At 68.7% G+C, this 15,417-nt stretch carries 14 protein-coding genes and 1 tRNA gene; 10 read left to right on the forward strand and 5 right to left on the reverse strand.

What is annotated here, in order from left to right:
• Positions 1-16: 16 nt before the first annotated feature.
• Positions 17-622, reverse strand: coding sequence for a TenA family protein (locus ABZS69_RS34915; protein WP_355379651.1), 606 nt, complete (start codon positions 620-622; stop codon positions 17-19).
• A 23-nt stretch (positions 623-645) separates the two neighbouring features.
• On the opposite strand from ABZS69_RS34915, the gene ABZS69_RS34920 reads away from it, so the two are divergent.
• Positions 646-1,302 (forward strand): GPP34 family phosphoprotein, encoded by a 657-nt coding sequence (locus ABZS69_RS34920; RefSeq protein WP_355379652.1) that lies wholly within the window; start codon positions 646-648, stop codon positions 1,300-1,302.
• Positions 1,303-1,308: 6 nt separating this feature from the next.
• On the opposite strand, the gene ABZS69_RS34925 is transcribed toward ABZS69_RS34920, so the two are convergent.
• Positions 1,309-2,613, reverse strand: coding sequence for an LCP family protein (locus tag ABZS69_RS34925; protein ID WP_355379653.1), 1,305 nt, complete (start codon positions 2,611-2,613; stop codon positions 1,309-1,311).
• 241 nt (positions 2,614-2,854) lie between these two features.
• Here ABZS69_RS34925 and ABZS69_RS34930 point away from each other — a divergent pair, with 241 nt between their 5' ends.
• Together ABZS69_RS34930 and ABZS69_RS34935 are read left to right on the forward strand one after the other, a co-directional pair.
• A complete protein-coding gene (locus ABZS69_RS34930) occupies positions 2,855-4,210 on the forward strand; it encodes a hemolysin family protein (RefSeq protein ID WP_355379655.1) in 1,356 nt (451 codons plus the stop codon).
• On the forward strand, positions 4,207-5,229 hold the full coding sequence (locus ABZS69_RS34935) for a hemolysin family protein (RefSeq protein ID WP_355379656.1): 1,023 nt from the start codon (positions 4,207-4,209) through the stop codon (positions 5,227-5,229). Before ABZS69_RS34930 ends, ABZS69_RS34935 begins: the two co-directional genes overlap by 4 nt.
• A gap of 326 nt (positions 5,230-5,555) precedes the next feature.
• On the opposite strand, the gene ABZS69_RS34940 is transcribed toward ABZS69_RS34935, so the two are convergent.
• A tRNA-Leu gene (locus tag ABZS69_RS34940) sits at positions 5,556-5,638 on the reverse strand.
• A gap of 199 nt (positions 5,639-5,837) precedes the next feature.
• On the opposite strand from ABZS69_RS34940, the gene ABZS69_RS34945 reads away from it, so the two are divergent.
• The 7 genes from ABZS69_RS34945 to pknB all read left to right on the forward strand — a co-directional run bounded on the left by ABZS69_RS34945 (position 5,838) and on the right by pknB (position 14,542).
• Positions 5,838-6,578, forward strand: a complete 741-nt coding sequence (locus tag ABZS69_RS34945; RefSeq protein WP_355379657.1) for a DUF3662 and FHA domain-containing protein — start codon at positions 5,838-5,840, stop codon at positions 6,576-6,578.
• 17 nt (positions 6,579-6,595) lie between these two features.
• Positions 6,596-7,066 carry an FHA domain-containing protein gene (locus ABZS69_RS34950; RefSeq protein ID WP_355379658.1) on the forward strand — a complete coding sequence of 157 codons (471 nt, stop codon included), beginning with the start codon at positions 6,596-6,598 and terminating at the stop codon, positions 7,064-7,066.
• Positions 7,063-8,358, forward strand: coding sequence for a Stp1/IreP family PP2C-type Ser/Thr phosphatase (locus ABZS69_RS34955; protein WP_355379659.1), 1,296 nt, complete (start codon positions 7,063-7,065; stop codon positions 8,356-8,358). Before ABZS69_RS34950 ends, ABZS69_RS34955 begins: the two co-directional genes overlap by 4 nt.
• Positions 8,359-9,753 carry an FtsW/RodA/SpoVE family cell cycle protein gene (locus tag ABZS69_RS34960; RefSeq protein ID WP_355379660.1) on the forward strand — a complete coding sequence of 465 codons (1,395 nt, stop codon included), beginning with the start codon at positions 8,359-8,361 and terminating at the stop codon, positions 9,751-9,753.
• Complete coding sequence (locus ABZS69_RS34965; protein ID WP_355379661.1) at positions 9,750-11,210, forward strand: penicillin-binding protein 2; 1,461 nt, start codon at positions 9,750-9,752, stop codon at positions 11,208-11,210. Before ABZS69_RS34960 ends, ABZS69_RS34965 begins: the two co-directional genes overlap by 4 nt.
• A 21-nt stretch (positions 11,211-11,231) precedes the next feature.
• On the forward strand, positions 11,232-12,581 hold the full coding sequence (locus ABZS69_RS34970; RefSeq protein WP_355379662.1) for a serine/threonine-protein kinase: 1,350 nt from the start codon (positions 11,232-11,234) through the stop codon (positions 12,579-12,581).
• 83 nt (positions 12,582-12,664) lie between these two features.
• Positions 12,665-14,542 carry a Stk1 family PASTA domain-containing Ser/Thr kinase gene (pknB, locus tag ABZS69_RS34975; protein ID WP_355379663.1) on the forward strand — a complete coding sequence of 626 codons (1,878 nt, stop codon included), beginning with the start codon at positions 12,665-12,667 and terminating at the stop codon, positions 14,540-14,542.
• A 147-nt stretch (positions 14,543-14,689) separates the two neighbouring features.
• On the opposite strand, the gene ABZS69_RS34980 is transcribed toward pknB, so the two are convergent.
• Complete coding sequence (locus ABZS69_RS34980; protein ID WP_355379664.1) at positions 14,690-15,262, reverse strand: gamma-glutamyl-gamma-aminobutyrate hydrolase family protein; 573 nt, start codon at positions 15,260-15,262, stop codon at positions 14,690-14,692.
• The gene (locus tag ABZS69_RS34985) at positions 15,259-15,417 is read right to left on the reverse strand and encodes a hypothetical protein (protein WP_355379665.1); all 159 of its coding nucleotides are present in this window, start codon (positions 15,415-15,417) and stop codon (positions 15,259-15,261) included. Before ABZS69_RS34985 ends, ABZS69_RS34980 begins: the two co-directional genes overlap by 4 nt.

Below are 15,417 nucleotides of genomic sequence, written 5' to 3' on the forward strand. Positions count from 1 at the left end.
CACAGCCTGTGGACGGCTACGGCACGCTCCAGAAGGCCAGCTCGTGCGCCATCCCCTCGGCGAACAGCGCCTCGGCCCGCGCCGGATCCGGACCGGCCTCGTCGATCATCTGCGCGATCCGCTCGGTGAGCGCCGCGAACCCGGGATCGGCGTACGTGTCCACCCAAGCCCGATATCTCGGCTCAACAGGCGGATTCTCCGCCAATATCCGCCCAAGACTCGAATATCCCCACATGCAGGGATAGAGCGCGGCCAGCCCCTCCCCATAGGACGCCGCCGACTCCAGCAGGAACGTCGTGTACGCCGCGCACGCCGGCCCCTTCACCGCCCCCTCCAGATCGGCGCCGAACCCCGCCGACAGCGACCTGTGCAGGCTCAGCTCGTCGTGGTACGTGGTGTGCGCCAGGTCCACCAGGTCACCCAGATGCCCGGCGGGCGCCTGCCAGGCCAGCCGCGCGAACACCCGTACGTAGTCGAGCAGGAACAGGTAGTCCTGCTCCAGCCACGACCTGAACACCGGCTCGGGCAGGTCGCCACGTGCGATGCCGGCCACGGTGGGATGGTCGAGCTGCGCCCGGAGCAGCGGGCGGCCGATGGCGTGCAACTTCTCCGAGATGGTCATGGCTGGGAGGTTAGTGTCGAAGCATGACTGTGACGATCGCCGAGGAACTGCTCCTGCTCGCCTACAACGACGAGAAGGGCACGCAGCTCGTCTCCGGGACCCAGCTCGACCCCGCCCTCGCCGGCGCGATCCTCGCCGAGCTGGCCGTCAACGACCGGGTGGAGCTGTCGGACAAGAAGGTGACGGTCAAGGACCCGTCCCCGCTCGGCGATCCTGAGCTGGACGCCACGCTGGCCCGCATCGCCGGGGAGGGCAAGGAGCGCAAGCCCGCCTGGTGGGTCCAGCGGCTGCAGTCGGGCAAGCTTCGCACGCGCCTGCTCACCAGGCTGGCGGAGTCGGGCGTGCTGACCGAGCAGCGCGGCAAGGTGCTGGGCATCTTCCCCACCACGCGCTGGCCCGAGGCGAACCCCGACGTGGAGGCCGAGGTCAGGGACCGGGTGATCAGCGCGCTGGCGGGCGCCGACCCCGACGCCCGCACGGCCGTCCTGATCGCCATCGCGCACGCGGCCAAGCTCGACCGCAAGGCCTTCCCCGAGGCGAGCAGGCAGCGCGTCAAGGAGATCGCGGAGGGCGCCTGGACGGCCGACGCGGTCGCGCAGACCATCGCCGCCATCAACGGGGCCATGATCGCGGCGATCACCGCATCGACCGTCGCCGCGACGACCGCCGGCTCCGGCTGAGCAGCGCTAGTTGTTGCCGGTGTCGAGGACGTCCTTGGGCACCGGCTTGTCCTCCTTCAGCGCGTTGAAGAGGGCCAGCGCCTTGGGCCGGTCCGACTTGATCGCCTCGCCGCCGTCCGCGAGCCGCTCGGTGCCGCCGAACGGGACCACCGTCGTCACGGGGCTGTCGCCCATCGCCAGCCCCAGCGACAGCAGACTGAACGCGCCCGTGCCCCCGTCGACCGCGACCGCGTCGGTGGCGCTCATCGCCAGCGGGATCGAGGTGAACGGGTTGATCAGCACTCCGGGGCTGGCCGCCTTCTTCACGACCGCGCCCAGGAACTGCCGCTGCCGCTTGGTCCGCTCGAAGTCGGGCAGCGCGCCGCCCTTTCGGGTCCGCACGTATCCCAGGGCCTGGGCGCCGGTGAGCACCTGGGTGCCCTTCTTCAGCTTGAGCCCGGCCTTGGGGTCGTCGACGGCGGCCCGCACGTTGATCTCGACGCCGCCGATGGCGTCGACGATGTCGACGAACCCGGCGAACCCGATCTCCATGTAGTGGTCGACGTGCACGCCCGTGACCGTCTCAACGGTCTTGACCAGGAGCTGCGGCCCGCCGTTGTAGGCGGCGTTGAGCTTGTCGCGCTTCCTGCCCGGGATGTCGACGGCCAGGTCGCGCGGCAGGCTGACCAGCGTCGGCTTGTCGCCGCTGTCGGAGATGTGCAGCAGCATCATCGAGTCCGTACGCTGCCCGACCGCCTGGCCCGTGCGCAGCTTCTTGCGCTCGGCGGCCGACAGGCCCTTGCGGCTGTCGGAGCCGACGAGCAGCCAGTTGGTGCCGGGGGTGTCGGCGACCCGGCCCGGATAGTCGTCGAGCACGCCCTCGATGCCGTTGATCCTGGAGTTGATCCAGATGAACATGCCCACGCCCGCCACCAGCAGCACGACCAGGAACCCGGCGACGATCTTCAGGATGGTCCCGCCGGACACCCGCCTGCGGGGCCTGGCCGGGTCGGAGGGCTCGCGCCCCGGCCGGAGCGGCTTCATCGGGCTGCCGCCGGAGCGCGCCTTGCCGTACACGCGTGAGCGCCCCTGGCGCGGCTCCTCCGGGCCGGACCCGGGAGAGGCGGCGCCTGACCCCGGCTCGGGGTACTGCGAGGCCGCAGGGAGCTTGTGCGTCGGCGCACCCGGCCCCCCAGCCGGCCCTCCGGCCGGCGCGGACGGGACCTGGTGGGCCGGTGCACCCCCGGCGCGCAGGCCGTCACCCGGCCTCGGTGGCAGCGGGCGGCCGTCGCCTGGCGAGCGCATGGCCCGCGTCCGGTCGTCCTCAGACACTTCGCCTTCTTCCCTTCGGTTTGTCATAAACGCTACGTCGAACCCCCCAGCAGTGAAGACACTCGGCCAAGGTTTTCCCAGGGAAAAGTACTCAGAACCAGCGAATAGTCACCGAGGAAACATAGATGCCAACCGCATCGTTACGGTTATGGACGACCTCTATCGAAGGGAAGATCGTGTCCGCTCCGGACCCGTGGAGTCTTTGCCCGTGCGCCAGCACGGGTTCCTCTGAGAGCTCACCATGGTGAGCGCCTATCTGGGCCTGCTGGCCCTCATCCTCCTCACGGCGGCGACCGGCTACTTCGTCGCCCAGGAGTTCGCCTTCGTGGCCGCCGACCGCGCCCTCCTGCGCGAGCAGGCCGCGGCGGGGGATCCTGCCGCCGAAAAGGCGCTCCAGGTCACATCCCGCCTCTCGTTCATGCTCTCCGGCGCCCAGCTCGGCATCACCGTGACCGCGCTGCTGGTCGGCTTCCTGGCCGAGCCCGCGATCGCCACGATCGTACGACCATGGCTGGCGGACACCGGACTGTCCGACACCATGATCACCGGACTCTCGGTCGCCATCGGCGTCTTCGTGGCGACCGTCGTCCAGATGGTCCTGGGCGAGCTCGCGCCCAAGAACCTGGGCATCGCCAGACCTGAGCCGGTGGCCAAGTTCCTGGCGGGCTCGACGCTGGCCTACCTGGCGACGGTGGGCCCGGTGGTCAAGCTGTTCGACTCGGCGGCGACGGGCCTGCTCAGGCGCTTGGGCATCGAGCCGGTGGAGGAGGTGGAGCACGGCGCGACGCCGGAGGAGCTCTCCCGCATCATCGAGGAGTCGACCATGGCGGGCGAACTCCCGCCCAGACTCTCCGACCTGCTGGAACGGGCCCTGGAGTTCGGTGACCGCACGGCTGAGGAGATCATGGTCCCGCGCCCGCGCGTGGTGGTGCTGCGCTCCGAGCAGCCCGTCTCGGACCTGATCGAGATCATGCGCAGCTGCGGCCACTCCCGCTACCCGGTGCTCAACGAGGACGGCGACGTCATAGGCGTGACGGGCGTGAGAGAACTCCTCGCGTCAGGTCTGCAGGACGGCCGGATATCGGACGTCACCCGCCCGGCCCTGCTGGTCCCGGACTCGGTCCCGCTCCCCGCCGTGCTCGACCGGATGCGCGTGGCCAAGGACGACATCGCCTGCGTCATCGACGAGTACGGCGGCCTGGCCGGCGTGATCACGGTGGAGGACCTGGCCGAAGAGCTGGTCGGCGAGCTGGTCGACGAGAACGACCCGGAGCCGGCCGGCGTGGTGGAGCACCCGGGCGGCATCTGGGAGGTCCCGGGCCGGCTGCGGCTGGACGAGGTCGAGCGCGCCACGGGCGTCGCGCTCCCCGAGAGCGACGACTACGACACCCTCGCGGGCCTCGTGCTGGCCAAGCTGGGCAGGATGCCGGACGAGGGCGACACGGTGACGGTGCCGATCGAGCATGACACCGACCCCTTCGCAGAGGACGAGGACGAGCAGGAACACCTGGCAGAGCTGACAGTGATATCCCTCAACCGCAGAGTGCCCGAGTGGGTCCGCGTGGCCCCCGTCCAGCACGCGGAGGCGGCACGATGACCATGCTCCTCATCAGCCTCGCGCTGCTGGCCTTCAACGCGCTGTTCGTGGCCGCGGAGTTCGCCTTCGTCTCGGCCCGGCGCCACCGCCTGGAGGAGATCGCCTCCCGCAACAACCGCCTGATCAGGCTGACGGCCAGGTCGGCGGTCGGGGGCACCAAGCAGCTGTCCCTCATGCTGGCCGGCGCCCAGCTGGGCATCACGCTGTGCACCCTGGGCCTCGGCCAGGTGACGGAGCCGGCCATCGAGCACGCCCTGGAGCCGGTCTTCGGCATGCTCGGCGTACCGGAGGGCCTGCGCCTGCCCATCGCGCTGACGATCGCCCTGGCCCTGGTGACCTTCCTCCACATGGTGGTGGGCGAGATGGCGCCGAAGTCGTGGGCCCTGACCCACCCGGAACGCTCGGCCCTGCTGCTGACCGTCCCCTTCCGGGCCTTCACCTGGGTGATGCGCCCGCTCCTGTCGACCCTGAACGGCCTGACCAACCTCATCCTGCGCCTGTTCGGCGTCCAGCCCAAGGACGAGCTGGTCACGACCAGAACGCCCCGCCAGCTGGCCATGCTGGTGGGTGAGTCAGGCCGCATGGGCCTCCTGGACCGCGACGAGCACGACCTCCTGACCCGCGCCCTGCGCCTGGACGACGAAGGCATAGAACGCCTCATGGTCCCGATCGACAAGGCGGTGATGGTCTCGCCGACGGCGAACGCGACCGAGATCAGAGAGGCGGCAGCCAAGAGCGGCCACCTGAGACTCCTGGTGGGCACCCCGGCCGACGTAAGAGGCGCGCTCCACGCGAGAGACGCCCTCCTGCAGCCCACGAGCAAGGCAGAGGACCTGTGCCGCCCGTTGCCGAAGCTCCCCTGCATCACCCAGGTCCCTGAGGCGGTGACAGCCCTCCAGGAGGCCCGAGCCCACCTGACCCTGGTGACAGCTCAGGCAGGCGACGTGATCGGCATGGTGAGCCTCACAGACCTCCTGGGCGAACTCCTGGACACCAGAACCCTCGCAGCTGTGACGTAAAACACACCGACAAGCCAGACGAAAGCAGCCTGCAACCAAACGGGCGTACCGTCAAAACACGGCACGCCCGTTACCAACAGGTTCCTGAAAAGAGAGACCGACCCTCTTGCGATCCAGCAAACACTTCGCCAATGTGGGTCTGCCATGAGACACCAAAGCCAGCGTGATGATGGAGGGTCTGGGAGCGAGCTCCCAGACAGGGGGGTCCCGGGGGACCTCCCCCGGAAAGCGCTGGGGGTCCGGGGGTTATCCCCCGGAGGAAATGACGAGGGGACCCGAGGGAGCAAGTCTGAAAGACTTGCGACCAGGAGTCCCCAGTCACCGAGTGGGCGAGGAGGGATTTGAACCCTCACGTCCTTTCGGACACACGGACCTGAACCGTGCGCGTCTGCCGTTCCGCCACCCGCCCTTGTGGGTGCGGAAAGAACACTAGCACGGAACAGCCACTGGTACTGAACCCGGATACGATCGCATAAGACACGGGAGCGGAGGAGCTGGGCGCGACAGCTGACGAGCGCCAGGGACGCCGTGACGTGGAACGAGCGGGAACCGGGCGCCGGACGCGTCTGGGGGCCGCGATCATATGCACGGAGGAAGGGAGGTACCCGGTGGGAGTCCTTCAGCGCTTCGAGCGAAGGCTCGAAGGCTTGGTTGAGGGGGCCTTTGCGCGGGCGTTCAAATCTGACCTTCAGCCGGTCGAGGTCGCCAGCGCGGTTCAGCGGGAGATGGATGAGCGTGCGGCGATCGTCGCTCAGGGTCGAACGCTCGTGCCCAACGACTTCGTGGTTGAGCTGTCCACGACCGACAGCGAACGGCTTGAGGTCTACGCCGACAGCATCAGCCACGAGCTGGCCAACCTCGCCAGGGAGTACGCCAAGGAACAGGGCTACTCCTTTGTGGGACCGGTCCGGGTCCGCTTCGAGACCGCCGGCGATCTGGCTGTGGGGCTGTTCCGCATCAGATCCGGCGTCATCCGTGGCGCGACGGTCGAGCAGGACGAGATTCGCCAGCCGGCGAGCGACCTGCCTCCGTCGAGGCCAGGCGCGTTCAACGGGCGGCCGAGGCTGCTCGTCTCCACCCAGGACGACCCGCAGGGCGACCGCTCCTACGAGCTCACCACTCCGGTGACCTTGCTCGGCAGGGGCACCGACTGCGATCTTCGTCTGGTCGATCCGGGTGTCTCGCGACACCACGCGGAGTTGCGGGTCGAGGGCCAGATGGTGGCCCTCGTCGATCTCGGGTCCACCAACGGCACTTTCGTCAACGGCCAGCCGGTACGCAGGATCGAGCTCCAGAACGGCACGCGAGTGACGTTGGGGCGCACGACTCTGGTGTTCCGGCGCGATTAGGGGTAGACAAGCGGTCCATGTCCGAGCTCACGCTGCTGCTGATCCGGCTCGCCTTCCTGGCGGTGCTGTGGTTCTTCGTCATTGCCGCAGTCGGCGTGATCCGGACTGACTTGTTCGGTTCACGCACTGCTCCCGCGGGCCCACGCAAAGGCGTGAAACCCGCCAAACCCGTGGCGAAACCCAAGAGCAAAAAGGGCGAGCCACGCCAGCTCATCGTTACCGGTGGCCCCTTGCAGGGCACCACCATTAATCTCACGGAGACGCCCATCACCATTGGCCGGGCCAATGACGCCACGCTGGTAGTCACCGACGACTACGCTTCCAGCCGGCATGCCCGGCTCTTTCCCCAGGACGGTCAATGGATCGTGGAAGATCTTGGGTCCACCAACGGCACGTATCTCGACCGCTCGAAAGTCACCCGCCCGACCCCGGTGCCGCTCGGTGTTCCGATCCGCGTCGGCAAAACAGTCATTGAATTGCGCAAATGACCATCGCACTCCGCTACGCCGCCCGCTCGGACGTCGGCCTCCTCCGCGAAGGGAACGAGGACTCGGCGTACGCTAGCGGCCGCCTGCTCGCCGTCGCAGACGGTATGGGCGGGCACGCACACGGTGAGGTGGCGAGCTCAGTCGCCATCGCCGCCATGGCCTCTCTGGAAGAGGCCCAACAGGGGGGTGACCTGCTCAACACCATCGAGGCAGCGGTACGCGACGCCAATCGCAAGCTGCACGAAATGGTGGGGCGGGATCCCAGCCTCAAAGGCATGGGCACGACTCTGACGGCCATGCTCTGGCACGGCACCCAGGTCGCCCTGGTGCACGTCGGCGACTCGCGCGCCTACCTGCTCAGGCGTGGGGAGCTCTACCAGATCACCCATGACCACACGCTGGTGCAGCAGCTCGTCGACGACGGGCGCATCACGCCGGAAGAGGCGGCCACGCATCCGCAGCGCTCGATCCTGCTGCGCGCGCTCGACGGCAGCGGTGAGGTCGATCCCGACCTGACCCTGCGCGAGGCGCAGGTGGGCGACCGCTATCTGCTGTGTTCCGACGGCCTGTCCGGTGTGGTGAGCGCGGAGACGCTGCACGCCACGCTCACCAACATCGACGACCCGGAAGAGGTCGTGCGCCAGCTCATCGACCTGGCGAACCGCGGTGGCGGGCCCGACAACATCACGTGCGTGCTGGCCGACGTGCTGGACCTCACCGATGGGCAGCAGGTGCCCGCAGAAGCCGCCGTGGTCGGCGCCGCGGGCATGAACCGGCTGCACCCCAACCCTCAGGAGACCCAGCCGGGGCGAGCCCACGCGGTGACCGCGCCCCAGCCGGTGCTCACGGACGACGATTTCGATGAGCCGGTCGCCGAGGCGCCCCGGCGCAAACGTCGTCGTATGTGGCCCGTGCTGGTCACCGTGTTCGGAATAGGCGTCGTCGCCATCGGCGTCGGCGGCTATTTTGGATATCAGTGGACCCAGGACCAGTTCTTCGTCGGCGCTAGGGGCGACGAGGTGGTCGTGTTCCGGGGGATCCAGCGAGAGCTGGGTCCCTTCCAGCTCTTCGAGGTCTCCAAAGCCACGGGCCGGCAGCTCTCCAAGCTGTCCGACGCCGACCAGGCGCTGATCAAGGGCGGCATTCCGGTCACCACCGTCGACGAAGGCATGACGAAGATCAACGCGTTGAAGTTCGCCCAGGAGGACGACAAGGACAGCGACACCCCCGCCACGACCGCCAGCTCGTCGCCCTCGCCATCCGTGAGCGCGACCAAGACGAAGCAACGGTAAATGAGCGAAGTCGCAGAATCCCCCGTCCCCATGCCGGCCAAGCGCCGCGTGGCCCAGCTCGTCATGCTGGCCCTCGCGGTGCTGATCATCATGGGCGCCTACGCCAACGTGGGTCTGGCCATGACGGGCGCGGTCCCCGTGGGCATGCTGACGTACGGTCTGAGCCTGGGCGGCCTGATGCTGGCCGCCTATCTGGTGCTCGCCAAGTTCGCCCCGTGGGCCGATCCCCTGATCCTGCCACTGGTGACGCTGGTCAACGGCCTCGGCCTGGTGATGATCTACCGGCTCTCCGTCTCCGACTCGAGCCTGCCGTCCGCCAAGCTCGCCTCACCCAACTCCCAGCTGCTGTGGACGTTCATCGGCATCGTGCTGTTCAGCCTCACCCTGATCTTCCTGCGCGACCACCGTGTCCTGCAGCGGCTGACCTACACCGCGGGCGCCGTGGGCCTGTTCCTGCTGGTCTCGCCGTTGATCCCGTTCCTCGGCCAGGAGATCAACGGCGCTCGCATCTGGATCGGCATCCCCGGCCTGGGCCAGCTCCAGCCGGCCGAGTTCGCCAAGCTCGCGCTGGTCATCTTCTTCGCCGGCTACCTGGTGGCCAAGCGGGACGTGCTCGCCCTCGCCGGGCGCCGGCTGCTGTTCATCGATCTGCCGCGGGCCCGTGACCTCGGTCCGGTGCTCATCACCTGGGGCGTCAGCCTGGGCATCCTGGTGATGCAGAAGGACCTGGGCTCCTCGCTGCTCCTGTTCGGCACGTTCATCGCGATGCTCTACGTCGCCACCCAGCGCGTCTCCTGGGTCATCATCGGCATCTTCCTCTTCGCGGGCGGCGCGATCCTGGCCGGCACGATCTTCGAGCACGTCCACCAGCGCTTCGTGGTCTTCCTCAATCCCGGCGACCCCGAGCTGTTCCGCGCGGTCGGCGGCAGCGAGCAGCTCATGCAGGGTCTGTTCGCCATGGGCTCCGGCGGCATCCTCGGCACCGGGCTCGGCCAGGGGCACCCCGAGCTCATCCCGCTGGCCTTCTCCGACTTCATCTTCAGCGCCACCGGCGAGGAGATCGGCCTGACCGGCCTGATGGCGTTGCTCATGATCTACGCCCTGCTGGTCGAGCGCGGCCTGCGCACCTCGCTGGCGGCCCGCGACCCGTTCTCCAAGCTGCTGGCGGGCGGCCTGTCGTTCATCCTCGCCTGGCAGGTCTTCATCATCGTCGGCGGTGTGACGAACCTCATCCCCCTGACCGGCCTAGTCACCCCGTTCATGTCCCAGGGTGGCTCGGCGTTGCTGGCTAACTGGATCCTTATCGCGCTATTGGTACGCATGTCAGACACAGCGCGGCGGCCTCCGCCCCAGGCGATCCAGAACGAAGGACTGACGCAGGTGTTCCAGCGATGAACAGCACTCTGAAGCGCGTAGCCGTGGCCTGCCTGGCCATGTTCGCGCTCCTGATGATCAACGTGAACTACCTGCAGGCCGTGAAAGCGGAGGGCCTGCGCGGCGACGCCCGCAACACCCGCAACTTCTACGACCGCTACGCCATCGAGCGCGGCCGCATCACGGCGGGCGGCAAGGTGCTCGCGCAGTCCGTCGAGACCAAGGACCCCCGGTTCAAGTTCACCAGGGAATACCCCGAGGCCAAGCTCTACGCGCACGTCACCGGCTTCTTCTCGCCCGAGAGCGAGAGCGCCATCGAGAGGTCTGAGAACCAGCTGCTCGACGGTTCCAGTGCCGACCTGCTGCTACGGCGGAGCATCGACCTGTTCACCGGCGAGCCGACCAAGGGCGCCAACGTCGATCTCACGATCAACCCCAAGGCGCAGAAGGCGGCCTACGACGCCCTGCGGCAGAGCGGCAAGCGCGGCGCGCTCGTGGCGCTCGACCCGAAGACAGGCGGGATCCTGGCGATGGTCTCGCTGCCCACCTACGACCCGACGGAGCTGTCCAGCACCGACAAGGGCAAGGTCTTCCCCCGCTACGAGGAGCTGGCCAAGCAGAAGGACCAGCCGCTGCTCAACCGTACGATCGCGCAGACCTACCCGCCCGGCTCGACGTTCAAGGTCGTGACCATGGCGGCCTACCTCGAGAACAACTCCTCGGCCGGCCCGCAGACCACCGTGGACGCGCCGCAGCGGCTGCCCCTGCCCAACACGAACATCAGCCTGCCCAACTACGGCGGCGCGGCCTGCGGCTCCGGCTCGGTCACGCTGACGTTCGCGCTGGAGAAGTCCTGCAACACGCCGTTCGGCAAGATCGGCATGGAGCTGGGCTACGACAAGATGAAGGAGCAGACCGAGAAGTTCGGCATGGGCCAGCCGCTCGCCGTGCCGATGTCGGTCACCGGCAGCGACTTCGGCCCGGAAGAGGACAAGGCGGCCCTGGCCATGGCCTCCATCGGGCAGCGCAGCAACCGCATGACGCCGCTGCAGATGGCCATGATCGCCGCGGGCATCGCCAACGACGGCAAGGTGATGAAGCCGTACCTGGTCAACAAGATCACCGACGCCAAGGGTGACACGATCACGCAGGCCGAGCCCGACGAGCTGTCGGAAGCGGTCAGCTCCGAGACGGCGGGCAAGCTCCGTGAGATGATGGTCAGCGTCGTCCAGAACGGCACCGCAAACCTGGCGCAGGTCCCAGGCGTCCAAGTAGCGGGCAAGACGGGCACCGCGGAGACGGCCGACGGCCAACCACCGCATGCCTGGTTCATCTCCTTCGCGCCTGCCGAGAACCCGAAGGTGGCCCTGGCGGTCATCGTCGAATCCGGTGCTGCCAACGTCGGCGCGGAGGCGACCGGCGGCCACACCGCCGCGCCGATCGCAAAGGCCGTGCTGGAGGCGGTGCTGAACAAGTGAGTAACGGTAACCTGCTGGGTCATGCGGCTCCGTAACCGCTACCTCCTGATCTCCCGCATCGCCACGGGCGGTATGGGTGAGGTCTGGCGCGCCCGTGACGAGCTGCTCGGGCGCGAGGTGGCGGTGAAGATCCTGCGTAGTCACATCTACGCCGATCCCACCTTCCGCGAGCGGTTCAGGAACGAGGCGCGCATCACGGCGGCCCTGGCCGACCCGGGAGTGGCGCAGATCTTCGACTACGGCGAGCAGAGCGACCTCGCCTATCTCGTGATGGAGCTGGTGCACGGCGAGCCGCTGTCGGCCATCCTGGCGCGCAACGGCGCCATCGGGCCCGAGGTGACGCTCGACGTGGTCAACCAGACGGCCAAGGCGCTGCACGCGGCGCACACCTCCGGGATCATCCACCGCGACATCAAGCCGGGAAACCTGCTGGTCACCCCCGAGGGGACCATCAAGGTCACGGACTTCGGCATCGCGCGGGCCCTGGAGGCTGCTCCGGTCACGCAGACGGGCACCGTGCTGGGCACCGCCCAGTACGTCAGCCCCGAGCAGGCCCAGGGATTCCCGCTCACTCCCTCGACCGACCTCTACTCGCTGGGCGTGGTGGCCTACGAGTGCCTGGCCGGGCGCACGCCGTTCCGCGGCGACAGCCAGGTGGCGATCGCGCTGCAGCACCTCAACGAGAACCCGCCGCCCCTCGGGGTGGACGTGCCCACGCCGGTGCGCGAGCTGGTCATGTCGCTGCTGTCCAAGGACCCCGCGCGGCGCCCGGCCACGGCGCTGGAGGTCGCCGACCGGGCTTTCATGCTGCGCGAGTCGCTGGCCAGCGCCGATCAGGGCGCCGACCTCAGCATGCTCACCGACCCGGGAGGCTTCCGGGTACGCGAGCCGGCCCCGGAGGACGAGCAGGAGACGGACCACCTCCACTCGGCCACCACGCCGCAGGCGCCGACCAGGGGAAAGCGCCACAGGAGGACGCTGGCCCTCGTCGCCACCGCGGGCTGCGCGGCCGCGGTGGGGCTCAGCGCCATCACGTTCGCCGACCGGGAGCCCTCGCTGCCCACGCCTGAGGTGGCCGAGCCGACCAAGTCGGCGGCGAGGACGCCGGATCGGGTAACTCCCACGCCCACGAAGAGGCGCACCAAGCGGCCTTCCGTGGTTCCGGTGAAGTCACCGAGGCCGATACCCTCGCGGTCAGCTACGGTAAGCAAGTCGGCTACTCCCACCAAGAAGCCGACACCGAAGCCGACCCCGACCACCCGTACCCCTACACCCACACCGACCCCAACGCCCACCACTACACCCAAAACTCCGACACCTACCGCCTCGCCGGACCCGGGTGATACAAACCCGCCCAAGGAGGAGACGTGATGCGCTATGGGGTCGATGATGGACACCGGCGGCCCCCCGAGCAGGCCGGTACCCAAGATGAACGGTAAGGGACAGTGCAGGAAATGACTCAGCCTCGGCTACTCGGAGGTCGCTACGAGCTCGACGGTGTCGTCGGGCGCGGCGGCATGGCCGAGGTGTATCGTGCCCGAGACATCCGGCTGGACCGCATAGTCGCGATCAAAACCCTCCGGTCCGACCTGGCGCGCGATCACACCTTCCAGGCCCGATTCCGCCGCGAGGCACAATCCGCGGCCTCTCTGAACCACCCGGCCGTCGTCGCGGTCTACGACACCGGCGAAGACGGTACCGAAGGCACCCCCGTGCCGTACATCGTGATGGAGTACGTCGACGGCCGGACGCTGCGCGACCTGCTGCGCCAGGACCGGCGGCTGCTGCCGGAGCGCGCGGTCGAGCTGGTCGACGGCATCCTGCGGGCGCTCGACTACAGCCACCGCGGCGGCATCGTGCACCGTGACATCAAGCCGGCCAACGTGATGATCACGCGCGCCGGCGACGTCAAGGTGATGGACTTCGGCATCGCGCGCGCGATGGCCGACTCCGCGGCCACGATGACGCAGACGGCGCAGGTGATCGGCACCGCCCAATACCTGTCTCCCGAACAGGCGCGGGGCGAGCGGGTCGACGCGCGCAGCGACATCTACTCCACCGGTTGCCTGCTCTACGAGCTGCTGACCGGGCAGCCACCGTTCACCGGCGACTCTCCCGTCGCGATCGCCTACCAGCACGTGCGCGAGGAGCCGATCCCGCCGTCGCAGATCGACCGCGAGATCCCCCCGTGGGCCGACGCGATCGTGCTCAAGGCCATGGCCAAGGACCCGGCCCACCGCTACCAGAGCGCGGGCGAGATGCGGGCCGACATCCAGCGGGCGATGTCCGGGATGCCGACCGACGCCCAGACGATGGCCATGAACGGCAACTTCAACCAGGGCACGCGGATGATGACCGCGACCCAGGCGGGGCAGGGCCCGGCCACGCAGCGCACCACCGCGGTCCCCCCGTACGAGTACGGCGACGGTGACGGCGGCGGCGGCGGCGGACGTGGCGGACGGCGCAGGGCGAGCGGCGGCGGGAACAACGGTGTCAAGACCGCGCTGTGGATCATCGTCCCGCTGCTGATCATCGGTGCGTTCGTCGGGGTCGGCTACTCGGTGTTCGGGTCGAAGAACACGCCGACCGACACGCAGGTCGCGATCCCGTCGCTGGCCAGCCAGGAGCGCGCGTACGCGGAAGAGCAGCTCAAGAACCTCGGGCTCACCGTCCAGGTGGTCCAGGAAAACAGCGACGACGTCGACAAGGGCAGCGTCATCAAGACGGACCCCGCCGAGAACACCAAGGTCGACAAGGGCTCCACGGTCAAGCTGGTCGTGTCGAAGGGCCCGGAGAAGGTCAAGGTGCCCGACGGCCTCATCGGCCTGTCGCAGGCCGACGCCATGAAGGCGCTGGAGGAAGCGGGCCTGCGCGGCACGGTCAAGACCAAGGTCTCCAGCAGGAAACAGGGCACGGTCATCGACACCAGCCCCAAGGCCGGCGAGGAGATCGAGAAGAGCGGCGCGGTCACCCTCTTCGTGCCCAAGGAGCTCGGTGAGGTGCCCAGCGTGATCGGGCTCACCGAGGCGGACGCCAAGGCCGCGCTCAAGGCCTCCGGCTTCAAGACCAGGGTCGTTCCGCAGCCGAACGAGCAGCCCGAGGGCACGGTCATCCAGCAGAACCCGGCTGAGGGCGCCAAGCTGGCACCGAACACGACGATCACGATCGTGGTGTCCACGGGTCCCGGCCTGGACACCAGCAACCCGGAGCCCACCACGGACGTTCCGACGGACACGCCGACGGACGACCAGACGGACTTCCCGTCCCAGGACGACCCGCCGACCGACGACAACCCGATCGGCGACGACGGGCTCGGAGGCACCGGCAACTGAGGCATGAAGAAGGGCCGCCCGTTCGCGGGCGGCCCTTCTTCATGCCGTCGCTGACTTTTCGTGCCGTCGCTGACACGAGAACGCCCCCGCCGCTCGGGGGCAACGGCGGGGACGTTCACTTGGTAGTCGCTCGCCGGGGGACATTTGTTACAAGATTCCTCGCAGCCAATTCTGGAGCAGCCGATGGCCGTGCTCGGACAGCACGGACTCGGGGTGGAACTGGATGCCCTCGATGGGCGCCTCGCGGTGGCGCAGGCCCATGATGACGCCGTCGCCGGTGCGGGCGGTCACGTCGAGCACCTCGGGGACGGTCTCGGGCAGCACGGCGAGCGAGTGGTAGCGGGTCATCCGCACGGGCGAGGGCAGCGCCTCGAACACGCCCTTGCCGTCGTGGGTGACGGGGCTGGTCATGCCGTGGACGAGCTCGGGCGCGCGGGACACGGTGGCGCCGTACGCGACGGCGATGGCCTGGTGGCCGAGGCAGACGCCGAGCAGCGGCCGGCGGCTCTCGGCCGCGTGGTGGACCAGGGGCACGCTCACCCCGGCCGCCTCCGGGGTGCCGGGGCCCGGGCTGATGAGGACGCCGTCGAAGCCGTCGGCGTCGCTCACGCGTACGTCGTCGCGCGGCCGTACGGCGCAGTCTGCGCCCAGCTCGCGCAGGTACTGGACGATGGTGTGGACGAAGCTGTCGTGGTTGTCCACGACCAGCACGCGGCTCATTTCCTCACGCTCACCTCGTCGAGCGTCACCATGGGCTCGAGTAGCGGAAATACGACATACCAGAGTACGGCCACCGCGGCGGCGGCCAGCACGGCGGCCGTCAGGACCTTGGCCGGCACGGTGCCGGGCAGCCTGCGCCAGAGCCAGGCGTACAT

This window comes from Nonomuraea sp. NPDC005650 (assembly GCF_040605375.1).
Classification (GTDB): Bacteria; Actinomycetota; Actinomycetes; order Streptosporangiales; family Streptosporangiaceae; genus Nonomuraea.